The sequence below is a fragment of the Bacteroides sp. HF-4919 genome (assembly GCF_018860125.1).
This window is the reverse complement of the sequence record NZ_JAHKNF010000004.1, coordinates 391,640-413,826: the sequence shown is the minus strand read 5'-3', so window position 1 is coordinate 413,826 and position 22,187 is coordinate 391,640. Positions and strand designations below refer to the sequence as shown.

Annotated in this window: 11 protein-coding genes and 2 pseudogenes; 3 read left to right on the top strand and 10 right to left on the bottom strand. The window is 39.8% G+C overall.

What is annotated here, in order from left to right; all coding sequences use genetic code 11:
- Window positions 1-59: 59 nt before the first annotated feature.
- Together KO473_RS09825 and KO473_RS09820 are read right to left on the bottom strand one after the other, a co-directional pair.
- Window positions 60-353 (bottom strand): helix-turn-helix domain-containing protein, encoded by a 294-nt coding sequence (locus KO473_RS09825; protein ID WP_004311261.1) that lies wholly within the window; start codon window positions 351-353, stop codon window positions 60-62.
- A gap of 12 nt (window positions 354-365) precedes the next feature.
- Window positions 366-569, bottom strand: a complete 204-nt coding sequence (locus tag KO473_RS09820) for a helix-turn-helix domain-containing protein (protein WP_032849094.1) — start codon at window positions 567-569, stop codon at window positions 366-368.
- Between the two features lie 661 nt (window positions 570-1,230).
- On the opposite strand from KO473_RS09820, the gene KO473_RS09815 reads away from it, so the two are divergent.
- Window positions 1,231-4,779 carry an Eco57I restriction-modification methylase domain-containing protein gene (locus tag KO473_RS09815; protein WP_122130308.1) on the top strand — a complete coding sequence of 1,183 codons (3,549 nt, stop codon included), beginning with the start codon at window positions 1,231-1,233 and terminating at the stop codon, window positions 4,777-4,779.
- Here KO473_RS09815 and KO473_RS09810 read toward each other — a convergent pair.
- Window positions 4,751-5,437, bottom strand: a pseudogene (locus KO473_RS09810) (transposase); the annotation flags it as partial. The gene KO473_RS09815 and the pseudogene KO473_RS09810 sit on opposite strands and share 29 nt — an antisense overlap.
- A 232-nt stretch (window positions 5,438-5,669) precedes the next feature.
- Between KO473_RS09810 and KO473_RS09805 the strand changes: the two are divergent.
- A pseudogene (locus KO473_RS09805) lies at window positions 5,670-5,843 on the top strand (transposase); the annotation flags it as partial.
- 3 nt (window positions 5,844-5,846) lie between these two features.
- Here the strand turns inward: KO473_RS09805 and KO473_RS09800 are convergent.
- The 7 genes from KO473_RS09800 to KO473_RS09770 form a co-directional block, all read right to left on the bottom strand.
- Complete coding sequence (locus tag KO473_RS09800) at window positions 5,847-8,039, bottom strand: hypothetical protein (RefSeq protein WP_004311265.1); 2,193 nt, start codon at window positions 8,037-8,039, stop codon at window positions 5,847-5,849.
- Window positions 8,040-8,041: 2 nt separating this feature from the next.
- Window positions 8,042-10,243 (bottom strand): HEAT repeat domain-containing protein, encoded by a 2,202-nt coding sequence (locus KO473_RS09795; RefSeq protein WP_004311266.1) that lies wholly within the window; start codon window positions 10,241-10,243, stop codon window positions 8,042-8,044.
- 6 nt (window positions 10,244-10,249) lie between these two features.
- Window positions 10,250-12,424: a HEAT repeat domain-containing protein gene (locus tag KO473_RS09790; protein ID WP_005651733.1), complete on the bottom strand. Its 2,175-nt coding sequence runs from the start codon at window positions 12,422-12,424 to the stop codon at window positions 10,250-10,252.
- A 30-nt stretch (window positions 12,425-12,454) separates the two neighbouring features.
- Complete coding sequence (locus KO473_RS09785; RefSeq protein ID WP_004327091.1) at window positions 12,455-14,017, bottom strand: DUF6850 family outer membrane beta-barrel protein; 1,563 nt, start codon at window positions 14,015-14,017, stop codon at window positions 12,455-12,457.
- Between the two features lie 23 nt (window positions 14,018-14,040).
- Window positions 14,041-15,312: a DUF4876 domain-containing protein gene (locus KO473_RS09780; protein WP_004312956.1), complete on the bottom strand. Its 1,272-nt coding sequence runs from the start codon at window positions 15,310-15,312 to the stop codon at window positions 14,041-14,043.
- A gap of 13 nt (window positions 15,313-15,325) precedes the next feature.
- Window positions 15,326-18,196 carry a TonB-dependent receptor gene (locus tag KO473_RS09775; RefSeq protein WP_004311273.1) on the bottom strand — a complete coding sequence of 957 codons (2,871 nt, stop codon included), beginning with the start codon at window positions 18,194-18,196 and terminating at the stop codon, window positions 15,326-15,328.
- Window positions 18,197-19,106: 910 nt separating this feature from the next.
- Window positions 19,107-20,987 (bottom strand): carboxypeptidase-like regulatory domain-containing protein, encoded by a 1,881-nt coding sequence (locus tag KO473_RS09770; RefSeq protein WP_004327093.1) that lies wholly within the window; start codon window positions 20,985-20,987, stop codon window positions 19,107-19,109.
- Between the two features lie 987 nt (window positions 20,988-21,974).
- On the opposite strand from KO473_RS09770, the gene KO473_RS09765 reads away from it, so the two are divergent.
- Entirely contained in the window at window positions 21,975-22,136 is a 162-nt protein-coding gene (locus KO473_RS09765) for a hypothetical protein (protein ID WP_153260286.1), read from the top strand.
- Window positions 22,137-22,187 lie beyond the last annotated feature (51 nt).

Genomic DNA, 22,187 nt, shown 5'->3' with positions numbered 1-22,187 from the left:
AACTGCCGCCGGAATCGTAAATGCAATTCCGGCGACAATCCTTAAACTTAAATACGATATTATACCAATGCAGGGTGATAGTTCTCCTCCAGCAGCCTCTCGATGTCCGACTGCCTGTACAGGATCTTCCCGCCAAGCTGGATATAGGGAATCCGTCCTTGGTCCCTGTAATCCTGCAGGCACCTGCGGCTGATCTTCAACATCCCGGAAAGCTCCCTGTCGGTCAGGAACCGTTCCCCGTTGAAGGGAGGACGGTTGTCACGGGCAAGACGTTCCACTTTTTTCTCCATGTCGTCCAGCAGGGCAAAGAACCTGCGGACACGTTCGTTCTCCTTGTCGATAATGCCTTCCATCTCTTCCGCTCTTTAAAGGTTTCCGTTCTTCCTTCTTTCTCTCACCTCCTTCTCCTTGCGTCTGATGCCGACGTAGACCATCAACTTCTCCACATCCCCGGGCTTGTAATAGAACTTGCGCTGGAGGCGGGTGAACGCCAGCCGTCCGGTATCGCGGAGAGTCTGCAGGGTACGCGGCGAGATGTCAAGGCGCAGGCAGACATCCTGGCCGTCCAGTCACTCTCCGGGTTCCTTACAGCGGTTTCTCTCATACAATCTGTCCACACGTGCGGACAGGTTCTCGGCGCGCGCCAGCATCCTCTCAAGGACACCGGCCTCGATGTAGCATATTTCCATATTTTCAACTCGTTTAAATATCAGTGCGAATATAAGGGAAGAAACCATGAGAGGCAAGCACGACCGGCACACTGGCAGGAATAGTCATGGATAGTCGGTTTTTGTCATATGGGAAGGAAAAAGAAAGCCGAAGCAGGTCTGGATCCACTACCCCCTTTGGGTATGTGAAAGGAACGTTGTGGTGAAAGAAAAAACTCCTTTTCACACATGGATGAGGCAATGCCGGAAGTCCGGCAATAAAAAATGTGGCTTCTCTATCCGGGTAAATGCCATGATTACAGACTTCTTCCTGTTCCTATACCATCAGGTCGGTTACCTTCAGGTTAACAACTTATCCAACCTGTGATAGATCCGGATGTGAAAAGATTACTTTGGCTGGCTATTACAATATAATAAGTAGAATCATGTCAAATCTACTGCTGCTATTGTTTGTTGATAATGGCTGGCAGTAGAACAAACTTTCGTTAAACCAATACGTTCATTCTTTATTATCAAGTTTTTAGACTACCTTTGTATTTTATTAACTCATTTACCAAACATTATGGGACTACTCAAACCGAATCAAGTTTTGAACAAAGCATATAGACAGGTTGCGATTGAAACAACAGATTTTGACTTATTCAAAAATGCCCTTCGCACATTGAGAGACAATATTGTGGATGGGCAAAGAGAACACACGCAAAAAGAACATTTACGTAATTTTCTGAGTGAAACGTTCTACAAGCCATACTACATGGCTCCCGAAGAAGATATTGATTTGGCTATCCGATTGGATAAAACTATCAAGTCCAATATAGGGTTATTGATTGAAGTAAAGAGTACCACCAACAAAGGTGAGATGATTTCTAATGACAATCTTAATCGTAAGGCTTTGCAGGAATTATTGCTATACTATCTTAAAGAACGTGTCAATAAGAAGAACAATGATATTAAATATCTCATCGCTACTAATATTCATGAATTCTTTATTTTTGATGCCCATGAGTTTGAACGCAAATTCTATCAGAACAAACAATTACGTCGTGAGTTTCAAGACTTTGTGGATGGACGCAAAACCAGTAACAAAACCGATTTCTTCTATACTGAAATTGCAACAACCTATATTGAGGAGGTGAAAGATAGCCTTGAATACACTTACTTCAACTTACAAGACTATCAACACCTGCTTGATAGAACAGACAGTAGCGCTTCACGCAAACTTATCGAACTTTATAAGATATTCAGCGATACACATCTTTTGAAGCTATCGTTCCAAAATGACAGCAATTCGCTCAACCGTGGATTCTACACTGAGCTGCTACACATTATTGGTATTGAGGAACGCAAAGAGAATAATAAAACCGTGATTGTACGCAAAGCTGTGGAACGGCGTGACGAGGCTTCATTACTAGAGAATACTATTAACCAACTGGATGCAGAAGATTGTTTGCGTCACATAAATGGTCGTTTGTATGGGAATGATTATGAGGAACGGTTATTCAATGTTGCAATGGAATTGTGTATTACTTGGATGAATCGTATCCTTTTCTTGAAACTGTTGGAGGCTCAGATGTTGAAATACCACAATGGAGATGCAATCTATAAATTTCTTTCAATAACTAAGATTCATGACTATGATGATCTCAACACACTCTTTTTCCAAGTGCTTGCACGTGACATGGGCAGCCGCACACACTCCATTATGCGTGATTTTGCTTACGTTCCCTATCTTAACAGTTCTCTTTTCGAGGTGACAGATTTGGAAAGTAAAACAATTAAGATAAACAGCCTTTCACAACGTACGGTACTTCCTGTCTTGGCGAGTAGCGTATTACGAAATAAAAAACGCAATCTACAAGTCAACGCATTACCCACCCTGCAATATTTGTTTGCTTTTCTCGACGCTTATAACTTTGCGAGCGAAGGCAGTGAAGAAGTGCAAGAAGAGGCTAAAACACTCATCAATGCTTCTGTTTTAGGGCTTATATTCGAGAAAATAAATGGTCACAAGGATGGTTCAGTATTCACTCCAGGCTTTATCACTATGTTCATGTGCCGTGAAGCAATCACCAAGACCGTGTTGCAAAAGTTTAATGGTTATTATGGCTGGAATTGTACCACCCGTATAGAACTATACAACCATATTGACAATATAGTCGAAGCTAATGAACTAATTAACAGTTTGCGACTGTGTGATCCAGCTGTTGGTTCGGGTCACTTTCTTGTGTCTGCTCTCAATGAACTGATACTCTTGAAATACGAATTAGGTATTTTGGTAGATGCTACCGGTAAGCGTATCCGCAAAGCGGACTATCAACTTGCCATTGAAAATGACGAGCTGATTGTTACCGATACCGAAGGTAATTTATTTGCTTACAACCCACTCAATGCGGAAAGTCGCCGCATGCAGGAAACTCTTTTCAAGGAGAAGCGTCAAATCATTGAGAACTGTTTATTTGGCGTTGATATTAACCCCAACTCTGTGAAGATTTGCCGCCTACGACTGTGGATTGGATTGTTGAAGAATGCTTACTATACGGCTGAAAGTAATTACACTTATTTAGAAACCTTACCAAATATCGACATTAACATCAAATGTGGAAATTCTTTGCTTCACCGATTCGCTTTGACAGACAGTATTCAGACCGTACTGCGAGAGTCTAGTATCAGCATCAGCCAATATAAGGAGGCTGTAGCTAAATATAAAAATGCCCAAAGTAAAAGCGAAAAGCAGGATTTGGAAACGTTTATAACAGAAATCAAGTCGAAACTGAAAACAGAGATCAACCGCCGGGATGCACGATTGGTTAGATTGAACAAACGCCGCTCTGAGTTGGCAAACTTACAAGCGCCTCAACTGTTTGAACCGACAAAAAAGGAAAAGAAAGCGTCGGACAAGCGCATTGCCGATTTAAAGAAAGAAATTGCGACTTTAGAAAATATATTTGAGGAAATACGCTCCAACAAAATTTATCTTGGTGCATTCGAATGGCGTATAGAGTTTCCAGAAGTACTCGATGCCGAAGGCAACTTCTTGGGATTTGACTGTATCATTGGCAATCCACCTTACATTCAGTTACAATCTATGGGTAAGAGTGCCGATGTATTAGAATGCATGGGTTACATAACTTATGCACGCACTGGTGATATTTACTGCCTCTTCTATGAGTTGGGTATGAACCTGCTTACTCCCAATGGTTTTCTTTGCTATATCACGTCTAATAAATGGATGCGTGCAGGGTATGGTGAAGCCTTGCGAGGTTATTTCGCAAGCAAGACCAATCCTATTATGTTGGTAGATTTTGCAGGTATAAAAATATTCGATGCAATAACGGTAGAAGCAAATATTCTTTTATCTCAAAAAGCAGCAAATATTTTTAACACACAAGCTTGTTTGGTACAAGATTCGAATGGCTTGAATAATTTGAGCGATTTCGTGCAGCAACAAGGCGTGAAGTGTAACTTTGCAGATTCTATCCCATGGGTGATATTGTCTCCCATTGAACAGAGCATCAAGCAGAAGATTGAGTCTGTGGGAATACCCTTGAAGGATTGGAACATCCAAATCAACTATGGGATAAAAACTGGTTTCAATGATGCTTTTATCATTTCTACCGAAAAGCGTGATGAGATACTAGCGAATTGTCAAACAGAAGATGAACGTGTTCGGACGGCTGAACTTATACGACCGATTCTTCGTGGCAGGGATATCAAGAGATATGAATATGAATGGGCGGACTTGTGGATTATAGCCACATTTCCTTCGCGGCATTATGATATAGAAAGTTATCCTGCGGTGAAAAATTATCTTCTGTCAATTGGCATAGAGCGTTTAGAACAAACAGGAGAAACTCATATTGTTAATGGCAAAAAAATAAAAGCCCGAAAGAAAACTAGTAACGAGTGGTTTGAAACACAAGATAGCATCAGTTATTGGGAGGATTTTTCTAAGCCAAAAATTGTATGGAAAATAATCGGAAACCAAATGGCTTTTGCATATGATGCCAACAATTATGTAATGAACAATGCCTGTTATATTATGACAGGCGATCATTTGGATTATCTGTTGGCAGTATTGAATTTTCCAATAACTGAAGTAACCTTCGTGTAATCATACGAGTCTGTGATTTCCTGCGTTTACGCAGTTTGCTATAAGCAAGATAGGCACGGCGTACATCAAGATACTTGTTACGGGGACGTTGTATGTGCAAGGTCTGGCAATGTTTGCACAGATGACGATGAAGCCATACAATACCTTCCCATAAGAGTTTGGTATCAGTAGGAAAACGCAGATGACTTTCATAACAGGTGGCATCGGTCATACAGACATGAAGGTTCTCAAGATAAGGTTTCCAATGCTCGGCAAGAATGAGCTGGAGGGGCTCAACGTCAAGGCGATGCGCTAGTTCCTGACGAATTGCACTAACGATTTTAGGATTGGTTAGTGGATGAAGCGGATCAATCTGAACACCACAAAACAACTGGTAATGAATATTACCGTTTAAATGCTCAATCAGTTGTGCATCGGAAAAGTTGGTATAGGACTTCAAGACCATCAAGGCTATTTTACCTTCGGGAGAAAAATAACTTTTACGACCCAAAGCAGAGGACTTCAAATGCATTTGTCGGGCCAGTTCCGAGAAAGGAAACAGAGCATGGAGGCGACCTAATTCACTCGTTGCAAAACTTTGACGATATTTTTTTAGCATATCGAACTCGGTAAAACCTAAACGAGGTTCGATTTCTGAGATTTTTTGTATCTTTACCATGTGTTTTTATTTTAGATTACCCCCGTTTTGGCCGTCAAACCGTTTTTTGGGGGGAATGCTTAAAGATACAAAAAAGGCAACTAACTCGCAATGAATTAGTTGCCTTAAATTTTATTATTTTAGGAATATCCCTGTTTTAATGATTGGTGTCTGGAACTGGTTGAGGAGTTATACTATAGACATTTACTGAATGTCCCTGTATAGTGTCGATAATATTAAAGAAAAACTTGTTATCTCCCTATATGCCAAAGGAATGAGCGTGTCAGACATAGAAGAGGAGATGCGTGAAATCTATGAGATAGAACTGTCCACATCAGCTATTTCCATCATCACGAACAAAGTCAACCAGGCTGCTCAGGAATGGCAGAACCGCCCTTTGGATCCGGTCTATCTCATCGTTTGGATGATTCTACCTATTTTGACTTTTCAGCCTATTAATTGTTTTGGTAACTTCGTTCATTAGCTTTTGATTGGAAGTTCTAAATGTGTTAAGTTCTTTGATTATATCTGCTTTATTATAGTATAAATTATACCAGCCTAATGTTTCAGCAGCCAATATGCGAAGTTCTTCTTCTTGGCTTTCATTTTTTATAATGTTCAGTAATGGCTCAATAGCTTTAGCAATAGGTTTATTTCGGAACCTACTTATTTCGCTTTGTATCTGTTTGGTAGTACTTTCCGGACTGTCAATAAGTGCAAAATCTCTTTCAAGTCCTTTCTTTTGGCGAGGAAGGTATTCTAACAATTCATTCACATAGGAAGAATCGTAGAAAGACCAATCGGCAGCCTGTTTCTTCAATTCATTCAAAGCCATATCATGGTCGAACGTGTTGATAGCACTAAAAATTCTGAAACGATGGCGGTTTTCATGTCCGCGTAATAAATAGCTTTCTATCCATGCCGGCAACAATTCCGGATTGCAATTCTTTTCAACGTATTCCACCGCATAACGACGGATCAGTTCATAACTGTCGTTCATGGCTGTCTGCAATACATCGGCAACCTCTGTCGGATAGTTCAAAGCTAATAGGCGTAATGCTTCCAACCGCACAACGAAATAGTTCGATTCGTGGTAACTTTTCTTCAGCAACTCAACGAGACCACTATAATTTGCCATTGACAATTGACGGAGCGCCATTGCCTGCATGTCAGCCATAGGGGAATTCAGCTGTTTTTTCCAGAATGTAACATTTCCTTCCTGCGCAACTAAAGCTTGGTTGATGTCCATATCCAGCCCGGCATTATTGGTGAAGTGAAAAGTCGGGTCACCGATCAGATGATTTTCCAAGAAGCAGGTAAAACGAGTGAACTGCCCGATGCGCATACCGGCAGCTAACAAGCCGAGAAATTCATCCGGCCATTTATCTTGAATGGTGTTAACCGTACATCCCATAGTAGCAATGGTCTTACCCTTATTGAATATATAAGAGCCTACAATGTTGTCATCCAAATGGAAAGAACCGTTGAAACAAGCATCGAACAATATAAAACGCGCATTAGGAGTCAAAAGACGAATATCTTCAGTATAGATATCCATATTACGGTTTACAATGGAATCCGATTTTATTTTCTCCTCATCGAAAGCTTCCGCACACCAACTTTCAGGCACCCCATACTGCTTGGCATATTCTTTGATAGCAGCTTCACGCCCATGTTTCTTGGCGTATGAAGGCACTTTGCTTCGCAAGAATATTTTGGCATTCTCAATACTCAAATTAATACCGGAACCATTTTCATAGCCATTGATATACTGCATGGTGGGGCCACCGTGGTGATGGAATAGCATGACATCTAATCCTTCGCGCTGAATCTCGTTCAAGTATAATGGTTTCATCGGATAGCGCATGTTAAAATCATAGAACTTCACTGTATTACCCGATTTGAATATTTGCGGCAATTGCTCACGTAAGGCTATTTGCTCACCGCTCCATGCCAAAGGATCTTCAGAATTGTAACCATGGCCACGGGCCATAGTCAGTTGGTCAAATGCATTTTGCTTTGCTTTTTCGGCAACTGCCTTTTTTAAGTAATCGCGTAGCATCTGATAACGGTTCTCACCTTCTAAATGTAATGGACGGATACGGGCCGAATAAATATCCGGTGAAATATACTGTTTAGAATCAGCACGCAATGTCATATAATGATAGTCAGGTATCAAACTGTCTTGTTTAATATAATCAAATTTTAATCCGAAGTCATCATAATAACGGTCGGAAGGAACGCTTGATTTCTGCCAATTGGCTTTGGGAGACCTTTTGAAAGCCGAAGATAGATGATGTGCATCACGAATCATTGGAATAGGGATGTCACCTATAAATACGCAACCCTCCAAAGGCGTTTTCTCATTCTCATGCAATTTGACAAGTTGCTCACGAATAGGTTCGGGCCTTTTCCAATCATCAATTAGCAAGTAAGTACCTAAACCTTCTTTTTCTATACTGGTACGATAAGCATCAATTTCACTTTTCGCTTCATCATAACTTTTCTGATCGACTACAATTGCAAAAGTAGTCTTTGTTTTTATACTAGGATGTACAACTGTTTGCGCCTGCATATCCTGTAAGCACAAAGCGGTAATTGCCAAAAGGATGTATTTATTCATATTTATAAACTTAATCTTTTGATTGTCTGTTCAAGCTCTGCTTTTAAATCTTCCGGAAGATTGGCTGTTTGTTGCATCTTCTTTATTTCTTCAAGAATGTGTGGCCGTTGTACAGAATTAGTAAACCAACCTAATGCTTCGGCCATTACTACACGTACTTCCTGTGGATTACCGGCATCACGAATTACATTCAAATAATCATCCACGTGGAAATGGAATGTATAGTTACGCACATTGCGGATTGCACTGATACGTTTTGCTTCCGGTGCAGCTACATCCATCAAGGTCTGATGGACTTTTGCCTCTTGTACAAACATTCTTTCCAGGCTTCTTAGTAATCGTTTTTTCTCTTCGTTTTCATTCAAACGGTCAACTTTTGCATAAAAGTCTTCTATTGTCTTTTCTACTTTCTCTTTCGGATAAAGGCTTAAAGCCTTGTTGGCACTCATTTGTACGCGTAAGCGTTCATTATGTTCGACCAATGCTTCCACAATAGCGGGCAATAAGGAATCGTCACCTACAAATCCAGCATAAATGGCACTTTGGCGAGCTACCATTTCATAAGTATCGTTCAAACCTTCGCGTAATGCTTCGATGAAGTTGTCGTCCTGATAACGGCTCAACAACTTGATAGCTTCCATACGAACCGTATTGAAGCCACTTTCCCGGTACTTCTTCAGGAGCAACGGAGATAATTCCTTTTGGGTATCGGCGTCAGCCAGCATACGCATGGCCAAACTTTGTACATCAGCGTATGGGCTGTTTAACAAATTCTTCCAATAGGCTTTGTCATCTTTGTGTATTGTTATATCGGTACTTAAAGTATTGGCTTCGATAGGAGCAAAACGGAAAGTGGGATCACCAAACAAATGACCTTCAAGTGATACGATTAGCTTATTGTATTGCCCGGCTCGTACACCATGGGACAACAAACCAATCATTTCAATAGTCCAGCGGTCTTGCAATACGTTACGGGTATTTCCTTGTGCTACTAATGTCTGACCGTCATTAAAGATATATTGTCCTGCTATATAGTCGTTTTCGTGAAAAGAACCGTTGTAGCACGCATCAAACATTATCATCTTCGGATTAGTGGAAAGATTTCTCTTCATTAAATCTTCCGTTACGATACGTTCATCAGCGTAGTGAAGAGAGTCTGCTTCCCAGAACTTAGGATTGTCCAGGTCTTTAAAAAACACCTCATTCACTTGTCGTTTTTCCTGCATCTGAATACGTAAGGTGTCTTTGTCACGTTTTCCAACATGGGACATGACTGCATTATAAAGTGTACTCTTCAACATTTTATAACGATTGTTGAAATCAGTGCATGCCAATTCATCATTAATAAGCTGCCCTGTTGGCATTCCATGTTCATGAAACATAAATAAGTCAAGGTCCTTTCGTTGCAATTCGCTGAATAACTTATATTTCATAGGGTGTTTCATTCGGAAGTTCCAATGTTTGAATCCCATTTGACGACCAAAAGCTAATGGAAAGTTCTCCATATAAGCTTTTTCGTCATCCATCCATACAATCAGGCAATCGGAATTGTAAGAAGCACCATTGAATGAGAATACCCGATCTAATTGATTATGCTTATCTGCCTTGGCAGCAGCAGCTTTCTTCAGATATGAGGCAATGGCCGCATATTTATCCCCTTCCTTTTTTTCCGGATACTTGATACGAGCTGAATAGAAAGTAGGATTTAGCCGCTGGGGACTGTCTTCTGTCAATTTGTAGTAGAAATGCTGATGATTTACTGAGTCTTGCCTGATGAACTCAAACTTTAAGTTCAGATCATCATAAAAGCGGTCGGTAGGTACGGAAGACTGATCCCAAGGAAAGGCTTTCTCATTCATTTTGAATGCAGTAGTCATGTGTTGCGCATTACGTACCAATGCGACAGGCACATCGCCGATTAAAACCAGACCTTCCAATGAAGGGCATTCTTGATATGTTTTGATGATTATCTGTTTGACTTGATCTGGATTTTGCCAGTCACCGCTGATCAGATAAGTTGCCAAACCATCATCTTCAACCGCAGTTTTGTACTGATGCATGGCATCTTTGGTATTTGCATAAGTTTGGTTATCTGTTATGATAGCAAAAGCGGTAGGTTGTTTGACCAATGGCTTTATGACTGTTGTTTGTGCATTTCCTGCCAATGGCAAAAGAAATGCCAGATATATTATTTTTTTAATCATGGCCAATTAATTTTTAAGTCTGTAATATGTACGGTCGGCTTCTTCACGAAGGTTCTCGGATAAGCTCTTATCTTTTCTCAGTTGATCGCATACCCGAAGGATGTCAGGCTTCCGATAAGAATGAGTGAACCAAGCAAAAGCCTCCAATAAACAGGTTTTTAGCTTTTCACTTTCACTGGAGTCGGTAAGTAAAGCCAAGAGGCCGTCTACACAGGCATGTGCCATATGATTTTTCAGAGAATTGCAATAAAGGATGCGCCAACGTTCGGAAGTTTCTTTGCTTAATAACTCTTTTTGCATGCTACGACTATTATTGGCATTCTCCAAAACCTTACGCATCTCCTCCTTGTCTTGCAACACATAGGTCTCAGCCATTACTTTATCAATTGCCGCCTGTACGGCTGCCTGATCAAAGACTTGAAGCCCCAAACTCACATTAAATGCCACACGCTCGGATAGGTTGTCTTCTACATAGGCTTTGATTTGCGGATAAACATACTCGTTCAGTCCCACATGTTGCATCATACGAACAGAGGTGCGACGAATAAATTCATAGGAATCCGTAATGGCCAAGTGTAAGACTTCCCGGAAGTTTTTGTCACTAATCTTCTCAAGCAATGCCAAGCAGGTGAAACGTACCATCATGAACGAGGAAGTTTCAAAAGTTTTTCTTAATAAATCAGAAATACCCGGATAGTCATTGCGATAAAGGTTGTGCAAAGCAAAATTCTGTATGTCGGCATAGGGCGACTGTAATAACTCCAACATGCGGGACTCGCTATATGGTTCTTTGAACAAAGCATTGGCATCTACCTCATTGATAGATTGAAAACGTAGAGTAGGGTCACCGGTAATGTGCGATTCGAGAATATTCGTCAATTTAGCCCATTGCCCCACTCGTGCTCCCATACCTAACAGGCCGAGCATCTCGTTTGCCATTTTATCTTGCAGTACATTGACTGAATTGGCAAAAGTAGTTACGCATTTTCCTTCCGACATGATATAACGTCCGGCAATGTAATCTTTTTCCCGGAAATCACCATTATAGCATGCATCGAAAATTACCATACGGCTATTAGGCTTAAACTCTGTAACTTCCGACAGGATAATACCGGTGCGCAGGTCTAGTAAAGAATCTTCTGCAATTACTTTGGGATCATCATAGCCTGCAATCCAAGTAGTGTCCAAACCGTATGTGTTTTTCATCATATCCAGCATTTCGTCGAAAGACTTTTTGTTGTTTTGCTTTCTACGCGCTAAACCACGATAATAGTACTTCATTGCATCTACATGAGCATTCCACCTATTAGTAGCGGGACTACCGGAAAGATATTGACGTTCGGGCATACCATGCTCATGAAAAATAGACAAGTCCAGATCTGTGCGTTTCAGCATATTAATGACATCGTCCTTGGGATAATCGCTGAAATTATAACGGATGAAACGGGCCCGTCCCTCTTTATCGAATACGCCCGGCATTTGTTCGCGAATAGTAAAGGTTTCCGGTGTCCATGCAGTCAATGAGTTAGAGTAAGAGCCATCACCTGTATAGGAGAAGAATTGGTCTAATTTATTGTTTATCTGGTGCTCAGCCACCACTTTTTTAAAATAGCGGCTGATTTGCGCATGCGGTTCTTCGCCGTTATCAACAGCTTTGACACGTGCAGAATATATGTCACACCGAATTTGCTGTGGAGATTTTATAGCCAAATTATAATAGAAGAAATTATTTTCGACACTGTCCTGTTTCAAAAAATCGAATTGTAGGTCGAAATCATCGTAGAAACGGTCGCTGGGCACTGAAGAATCTCTCCAGTCATTGTTTTTCTCATCCATTTTAAAAGCGGAAGTCATATGCTGGGCTTTGCGGAGCATTGGAATAGGGATATCACCGACAAATACCACTCCTTCCAATTTATCCTTTTTGTAGAGCTTAACAATAACTTTCTTTACATCTTCCGGTTTATTCCATTCATTGTATACGATGAACGTAGGCAACCCTTCCATTCCTAGAATCTCCTGATAGGCTTTAAGCTCGGCTTCACAAGCCTGAAATGTCCCTTTATCTGTAATTACAGCAAAAGAGGTGTCCTTTACTTTCACAGCCGGTTTAACAAATGTCTGTGCCCGCAGAGATAATATGCTGCAGAGCATCAAACTTCCAGTTATTAATTTACGCATGTTTTGTAATATAGATTTCGTTATGTAGCATTAAAAATTACATCCTAAACTTATCGATAAATGAGTACGCCCATCATAATCATAGTCAGAGGTATTTACACGATCGAATACAACTTTTGCAAATAAGTTCATACGTCTGTTTTCTCTGACTTGTTGCGAATACGTTATCGACCCGCCAATACGATAGTAATCACAGGTATAATAATTAGTCAGCCCTTGTTGTAATTCGGTTACAGTTGGATAGTCTGCATGGCTGCCACCATATACATATTCACCTCCCAGATTATTGTTATACGCAACATGAACATCTATTAAAAGCCTGCGATTCAAACTATTGCCTAAAACAAAATTTTTTTTGCCACCTAAGCCTAAAGATAAATTTTCTGCATTCTGTACAGAATTAGGCATTAAATATTCATCGTCTTGCTTGGTATAATTCACATTTAATTCTGCTTTCCAACTATATTCATTCCCGCGGTTTCTGCTTAATGCATAATTAAGAGAAGCGGTTTGTGCCTTGTACGTAGAACGGATGTTATTATATAATTCCACCCAGCCACTTTGTGATTCAGAGTTATCGCGTTGAGAAATATACTGAATACCATCGATGTTACGATTTGTATATGTGGTTCTCATATAATTGGTATAGTCCTTTCCTTCCTGAATCATCGTTAAAGAAACATGAGCAGTTTTATCTTTTACACCGGCTATTTTTTTAGGAGTCGTATAGCTCTGCTGAACAGTTTCCGCTTTTACATCGTAACTGCCCTCAAGCAGTAAATTGAAAGAGGGCATACTGAAGTTGTACTGGAGAGCTCCACCGAAACGGTCTCCAATATAATTGCTGGTTACACCGCTGCCTATTCCTTTTATGGCTGTTCCCAAACCGTATAATATATAATAGTCCTGATCCACATAAGAGTTGACATTACTCATTCTTGAGTCTTCCTTGATAGAACTATACTTGAAACTTGCACCAAACTTGTGTGAATTATTCAACTTGTAAGTAATCCCCGGCGTCAGTCCCAGCGTATAAAAACGGGTATCCACACGCGGGTCGCGCTGTTTGGCAGCTAATGTAGCTACATAATTACCTTCCAACCCCAATGCCCAATGATTACCAAGTAAAGGAGTAGCTGCACGAAACTTCAGATCGTAATATTGATTTCTCCATTTGCTTAAGTGCTGGTCTGCGACATAGTAAGGCATTCCCCTGAATGGATCGGCAATGGAGGCGTTATATCCGGCATCTGTCAGATTTTTTTGTGCAAAATTAAATGCTCCCCACACATATGCATTTTTCAGATTGATAAAGCCTTCACTGGATACACCTACGATAGCCTCTTTCTGCCCCTCTTGCGGACGGCAATAGTTTCCGTCCTGTAAGTCATATCCCAATATAACATTCGAATAATTCTGAATATCATCGAATGGCATACCGGCAGCATTCTGTGAATGAGACCATAGTCGTCTTGTTTTCAATTGTTCCATAGCGGCGGGAGAGAAGCCCTGTGCCGCTCCCACCATACTTACAAGGCAGGCTATCATTACCAGCAGGCAGCTTTTCATATAGTTCATATATTGTTTTTTCATTGTTCTGTCTTTTTAGTTAATTATTACAATGTGTGATTCCATGAAGGCATTTTTGCTCCATTACGACGCATTACAGGAACAACGCCACGTTCAAAGTCATCCGTACTGTTGTTTGTATCCTGATATATATATGTACCTGTTTCTTCGCGAATAATAGGATTACCTTCTTCGTCTGTGGACAATTTGCGAGCAATACCTAAACCGCAATAAGTAGCTCCTACCCAAGTAATACCTGCATCAAGTACACCGGGGACACGTTTTGCATTCATCTTTGACTCATTGTTTACTGCTTCAACAGCATCCAATACATATTTAATAGGTATTTTTGCATAATAAACATTGCTGTTCGGTTTGCTAAGATCTGTTGTCTTCATATTTTCATCGTTGACCGGATCCCAAGCTTCTCCTTCAGGAACACGAAAAATCACATAAGCACCTCCGAATACGGATGTCAAATATTGTGGTATACTTCCCATCTCTGCTTTTCCTTGGTAGAAAACATGTTGCATATCATAAGCTGCCTGGTCAGGGAAGTTTGGATTATTCATATTAAACTCAAACTCAGAACTACTGCCGTCTATAGGACTTTGAGGGTTATAGATGTCCAACTGATGGTTAGCGGCAAATTGAGAAATGATGCAAGATTCACCTGGCGCTAACGGATATTCGGTTCCATTTCCTGGAAATTTCCACACACGTTCTCCATATGCATAATTATTACCGTCCGCTTCCGGCCAAATAGGTAATTTAGTGGTAGCTGTACCCGGAGTTAAATTTGCGAAATAAATACCGTCCAAATACAAAATGTCAGCAGAGTTATTGTATATCTCATAGAACTGGTCTCGGAAATAGACTCCTCCTTTTTCCGGACGGCTACCGCAATAATAAATCTCCTTGAATATTAATGGGCTCACTTTAAGCCCTTGTACTTCAATATTCAATGCGCTACCATGCTTAAATAATGCCGCATTTACAGAATTGCCATTGATGTAGTATTCATTGTTTTCTGTATCGATCGCTGTACCGGATACTGTTACCGAATAAATTCCGGGGATAATTCCGTCAACTTTCACACTATTATCAGTTACTTCTTTTACATAATGTAAATCTTCATCGTAATTGTCGAACTTTACAGTCAGATCTTTCAGTGTGGATATATTTTCAACGGTAATATCCAAATATACATCCACTGTGATAGGATTCACTTCTGCTGTGCCAGACATGTCCCTGAACGAATCGCATCCTATCAAAAGGGTACTTGCCAATGTAAACAAATATATTAAATATTTTTTCATAACTTCCTAAACATTATAAAGTGAGTGATAATTCCAGCCCAAAGAAAAATCGGTTATTCAATTGAATATATGAACCCGGATTACGTTTGGATTCTCTGCGCGGATAACTTCTGAACATATTGTTGGCAAAGAAAGAAACACGTAGCATATTGCTAATTTCTTTAGTTACATTCAAGTTAAAACAAAAATAAGGACTGTATGATTCTTTTATAGCATTATTATGACTTACATTATTCAACATATATCCATATCCTGCATCCTTTACTTGCTGGGTAGTGGTATATTTCCCCTTGGGAAACATATTTACAGACGCATCTTCCAATGCTAAATAGCCCACAGGTATAGAATCGTTTCCAAATGTATTCCAATTAGACTGCTGCCAAATAGCTTGTGCTGTCATCGTAACAACAAAACCGATACGCGGGATATTGTGAGTGGCACGTAAAGTCGTTACAAATTGTTGTTTGTAACTTGCATTGCCTTCTTGAGAATAAATGGCCACCGGTTTACGGGCTGAAGCAGCATCTTCGCTATTGTCATAGAAGCTATAACCCTGACGCCAACTCTTAGTACGCATCCATGAGCCATTTATTTGGAAGGCCGTACGGATAGCATCAATACGTCCGATATTCAAATCAAATTCTAAACCTTTAGTTTCTATATTTAAATTATTAGTTGGTTTTGCATAAGTAGACAATACCGGTAGGCTACTACTAAGCTCTATCCCGTTTTCTGTGCGCTGGTATTCATTGTAGATAAATGTATTGAAGGTGTTGAAGGTTTGGCTCATTACATAACCATCCTTCAGACGCTCCTTATAAGCTATTACATTCAGATTGGTTTTACCCACTCGTAAATTAAAACCGACTTCTGCTTTATGATTTTGGGCAATCTTCAAATCTGAGTTATCTACTTGCCGAACTTCTGTGGTAGTCATAAACAAGCGCTGGCTTTCCGGAATATTTTCATTGGTAAGCTCATTTATATTGATATATTCAAAATATGCATTTTCTGGATATAAATAGAGAAGAGAAGGCATCTTTGCAGCAATACCGTAACCTCCCTGAAGACTTAATAGATTCGGAATCAAATCAATGGATGCATTTACACGTGGCGAGAAAATGCCTCCTACTACTGAGGTATGATCATAACGCACACCAGCCTGAATGTTCAAATCATGCGTACCGCTTATGGACCATTTGAAATTATCTTCCACATATGCACCAAATTGGTTAATGAAAGGAATATCCTTATAGTTACGTGGACGGAAAGATGAATTATGACCGTATTGACTACGATAAGGAGGAGTACTTGGGTCATAAGTTTTTCCTTTACCAACGTTACCGTCACTCCGGAAATCCGCACCAATCAAGATGCGGTTGTTTACATGACCGCTCGCCTTGAATAGAGAACTCGTCACTTTAGCAAACAAATTAACTTCACGACTATCGATCTCATAGTGTCCCAAATAGCTGCTTGGTAGATAAACAGCATAATGATTTATGTCTTCCGGTCCAAAATTAGTAATTTGATTACCATTGGCATCATAGATATGCTGACCTGCAAAGTTACTAAGTACCGCACCGTTTGTAGTGGTCATGGAATAAGGAGATGTAGCAGAACTGTATACGGTTTCATAATAACTGTCTTTATCCATATACGTACCTGACAATACATAGCGTAGTGTTTTTAACCAGCCCTTATTTATATTCCATGTACCATTGGTATTCAAAGTAAAACCTATATCGCGGCCTTCCGAAGCTGTTTTAGTTTGTTCATCATCAGGATTACGTTCACGTTGATCCTTACCATAAATAAAATCAAAGCTGGAATTGGTACGTAACTTATTATTAAAGAAAGTATTTGAATAGAGCAACTTTGTTGTGGCACGCTGATAGTGCTGGTAACTGGATATTGGATTATTCGTATTATAAGCATAATCTGCACTTACATTTAAAGCGCCTTTCTTTTTTCCAAGTTCAAAACCGGTTCCCATAGACACCTGATAGATATTGGGATTGGCTTTTGCTTTGACACGTAGCGGCTCACGACCAGCTTTTGTATTAATAATTACTGCTCCTGAGGTCAGATCACCATATTCAACAGAAGGGATACCACGAACGATTTGTATAGACTCTATATTTTCAGTAGAAATACTACGAACATCGGTTCCACCAGCCGGCGAGGCACCTCCGGCCAATGAAGCGGGTGTTTCCGTACCACTTAATACCGTAGGGCTCATCGCAGATAGATTAGCATTATTTGAGATGGGGGCACCATCACGAATTATTGCGGTGCCCATAGCATTCATCGGAGCTTCCGGACCACTGGAACTGGAAACTTGACGGATGTTAATCTGTTGTGCCGAACTCATATCTTGATTCTGTGAAATTCCACCTGGCATCAATGACATTACATCATATAAACTGGTCGCTTGCATATGGTCCATAGCAGAGCGGGAAATGTGAGAAGATGTGGATTTGCCTGAACGGCTGTTGGTTGCAGTTACTGTAACTTCTTTCAACTTAAAATCCTCATTCCTCATTGTAAAATTAAGAACCAAATCCTTATTTACATTTATTAAGGTGTCAATGGAGACTTTGCCCAAATATTGAATTTGCATACGAATTTTACCAGTAGGTACGTTTTCCAGTATGTATCTACCATTTTCATCAGAGGTTGTCCCTAGTGCAATTTCAGGAATAGACACAGCTGCAAATTCTAAAGGCAAACGCTTGTTGTTGTGGTCGTACTCATAAACAGTGCCTGTAAGTTTTACTTTGTAATTGTTTTGCGATTTGATAGGGAGGGCAATTCCTATGCAAATAAGTATAAACAAGTATATAATATTACACCCCAAAATACCTTTTTTCATAAGTAACATCATATTTATTAATAATGCAAAATTATATGTAAATTTTAAATTAAAACAAACCATTGTGTGTAACAAAACTAAAATTATTAAAAATACATGTTGTTTTTGTTGGTGCCGTTGCATAATCTCACAGACCTCAACCGTCTGTTGTCTAACAATATAGCAACTGCATTATATTTAGGAAAATCCAATATATATTAGTACTTTATTTAAGTTCCATACATAGTAATACGGATCTTGAGTGATTAAAAGCAAACTGCAAATCTAAATAAAAAACGGGATGGTTGTAGTTCTGATATGCTATATCTTAATACAACGCAGATAAATACTTATATTTTCATTGATAGATCTAACTAAGTTAAAAAACGGATTTTCTCCAAAATTCTTCTGATAGCTCCGTTCCAGCCTCATATTTATCGCACTTTACAGAAGCCCCAGTTCAAATATAAGGAAACTGTATCTCTCTTCGATAAAAGATCTATTTTAGGACGCAAAATTAGATATTACAAAAGATTATAAAAATACCATTTTTTGGGTATAAAAACGCATCTAATACCTATATATAGGTATTAAATATCATTGGCAATGTATGTTCCATTTCATTAAGCAAACAATTTTTTGTATAAAATACAAATAGTACTTTTTTACCCACTTAAAAAGTGCAAGAATGTATAAAAGTCCATGTGTCAGCTATAATAGGGGCATGAATAGGCATCCGTTCCATACCTGTCCCTATTTGAATCGGTCACCCCACAGTGACCGGACATTACTCACCCAATTCGGATTCTCATTACAGTAGGCAACGAAAATCTGTATCAAGTTCCAAAGCCCGAGAATCATTCCATTAAACCTGGCAGGAATTGTGACAACATGTCTGCTTGAAACAGCTACTATTATGGTATCATGCTGTATTGTTATGCTATATACCATGTTCTAAGTCAAAACTCTTTTTTTTTAGAATTGAAGGTTTAAGGCTCCATCCGAAAGTCAATATCACTTTCTCAAAATTCTTTTCTACAGCACCCTTTGTATAAGTTAGGATGTCTTTCTCTAGAAAATTTTTGAAATCAGATGAACTCATGTCTCTAAAAATGTTTATATATTCTTTTTTAAGAAATTCATTTATGGCATGTGCCGATATCTTTTTTTGCGTGCACTTTTCTATAACATATAAGTTGCTTGGTACCGGTACCATCGTGTCCAGCCCCATGAAGATATTACAGTCTACCATAAGAGTATAAGCGCCGCTCTCGGCAAGAGGTGCGGAAATGCAGTAATTGGCTTGCTCAAGCAGAGAATCCACCAGTTCTTTTGTGGAAGAACTGATACTATTGGCCAATTGTTCATATCCTCTTAGATTCAGTTGGGATATGGTCTTTTCGATAGCCGGGATGAATTTCATTCCTGGACCCAGGTTCAAATCAAATCTTTTGTAATAGACAAGAAGCTCATTCCAATCTTTGTACCGTGAAGGTTTGATGATATTTACATTGTCTATACCATGTTGTTTAAGATACTCGCCGGAGGAAAATGCATCTTCTTTGAAGGTCTGTGTGTTTCCATCCGGGAAACTTAAATAGATGGTCTTATATGTGTCTCCAGTGTTGGTCCTTGCAAAAGCTTTACATTCCTCACCTTTGAGATAATATGCTGTGGTGATGTCAAAACCATTACCGCTGGCATCATTGTCATAGCAACAATTCCACTTTACCTTATCAGATGGGAATATACGGCTTATATTCTCTATTTGGGATTTGGTGACATATCCCCCCGTGCTTATGAATGCGCATGTGGTTTCTTTAGTATAATGGTTTATTTCGTAGAAACTCATTGCGTCAATAGCGGATTCAAAGAGATATATGTCTGTAACCTTGTCAAAAGGAACAAAATTGGCCATCCAACAGCTTTGCGCCTTGTCACCACCCGTGGCAAAGGCTTTATAATTGGTATTGGTCTCTGCAAAATAGTTCCTCATTTCAAAGTTAAGGATTTCCATCTGGGAGGGTTTGCGGAATGGAAAGCCGATATGATTGTTTTTTCCTACCTGGTAGATGAACAGTCTATTGGCGAAATCCTCCACAGTCTGTGGAGAGAGCTTCCTTTGGACGGTCAAATATGGATTATCCTTTTTGATAGGACGAGGATTCCAATAATTCAAATTGGATTCAATATCATTTGGATTCAGTCCCAGCAGAGGATTGTTTACCGTTTCGGTATCTTCATTGGTGATCTGTTGAGTAGGCATTGGTACACCATCAATGACGAAGAGAGGCTGGGTTCCTCCTGTGACGGAGTTGACACCTCTGATTCTGAAAGTCATTCCGCTTGACAATGAACCGTCTGTGGGGATAATCTGTACTCCGCTGATTTTGCCTTGTAGTGCTTGCAACGTCTGCGTAGAACTACTGTTTACAATATCTTTTATATTCACAGAAGCAACGGCGGTTGCAATATCACTTTTTCGCTGGCTACCATAGCCTACAACAACCACCTCATCCATCTCTGTGACTGAAGGGTCTAGAATGATATCAAATCTTCGGTTCTTTCCGATAGTGATAGTTTTGGGCTTATATCCCAGATAACTGATGACCAGTTTTTCAGAAGGAAGTACTTTTATCGTGAACTTTCCTTCTAAATCGGTGATTACTGCATTGGTGGTACCTTCGATATTTATCGTGGCACCGATAAGAGGTTCACTCTTCTCATCCAACACTTGCCCTGAAATAGTTACTTGCTGTGCTAATGCTACAGTGAAATGTAGTATTAGAAACAATGTGCTTAATAGTACTTTTCTCTTCATAGTGCAGATATTAAAGTTTATAATAAGGATTAATACAATTAGATTTAAAATGGTAGTGCAAATAAAGCGAATTATAATATCCATGTTTTGACCTATTGTACTTTTCTCTTGACCAAATTACAGACTTTTTCTTCAAAGGTAATCGCTTTCTATTAATTTCATTTATCACCGCGTAAAATTATTCGATTGGACTTTTTATAGTGAGTATTATCATGGGGAGTATTAAAAAAGATTGGATATGAAAAATAGTATGTTAAATCATTCTGTTTTCTCAAATATGCAGTGGGGTGTGAGCGCAAGGAAAAATATCTGTAGAAATTGATAATAATGTATTTTATTCAAACTTTCCATTTATCCAAACTCTATCAGTTATCTGCACTTAAATCAGGCTTTGATATTTCAAGAGTTTGGATAAATGATTAAGGATTCAGTCTGCATTAATACCGAACATAGCAGTCAGTGAACGATTGATACCTTACGTTCGCATCGTGCGAAGTCTATTCCTTTCCACACGGTTTTGCGTCCGGCTGAAGATGCACACTCGGCTTGCGCCTTGTTCCTTTGCTGTTTCTTTATACTTGAAGTTCTACAATTCGTTTCACAAAGAATTACCCTGTGGAAGTCTGCCCGCTTTCGCGTAGGGTGACGTTGAAACCTTTATCCAGGGCATTACACCATGGCATTCGCTTTCTCCACAATCCTTTACCCGCACCTCATTCGGCCGCTCTTACAATTGGCCACCCATCGGTTATTGGCTGACGGGAGAGATACGGGCTTACCAAGTTTCGCACAAATAACTGACGACCGACTTAGACTCCGCCTATCCACCAGCAGTGCGACATCCGTGTAGCACGATGTAACAGCGTACTATCCTGACTGCTTGCCTTTTGGAATGGCCCATAAATATCCGTGAGCTAATTCATAGTCACGATGGTACGGCGATTCACTTAGGTTACTCATATCAGTCAGCTTTGACATTCTTCGCCTATGATGCTTAGGTTGGAACGTCGTTGTCAAGAGAGCTTCGCACCCGACCGTTGCCAGTCACGTACGCCTCTTCAGGCTACTATTGATGGAACAATAGGTTCAGACACGATGCTGAACAATTACTTGTGTGACCTCTTGGCGCACATTACACTACTAAGGTAATGCTTTTATAGGAGAAGTCACATCTGTAAAAAACTTATTATCATGCAATTA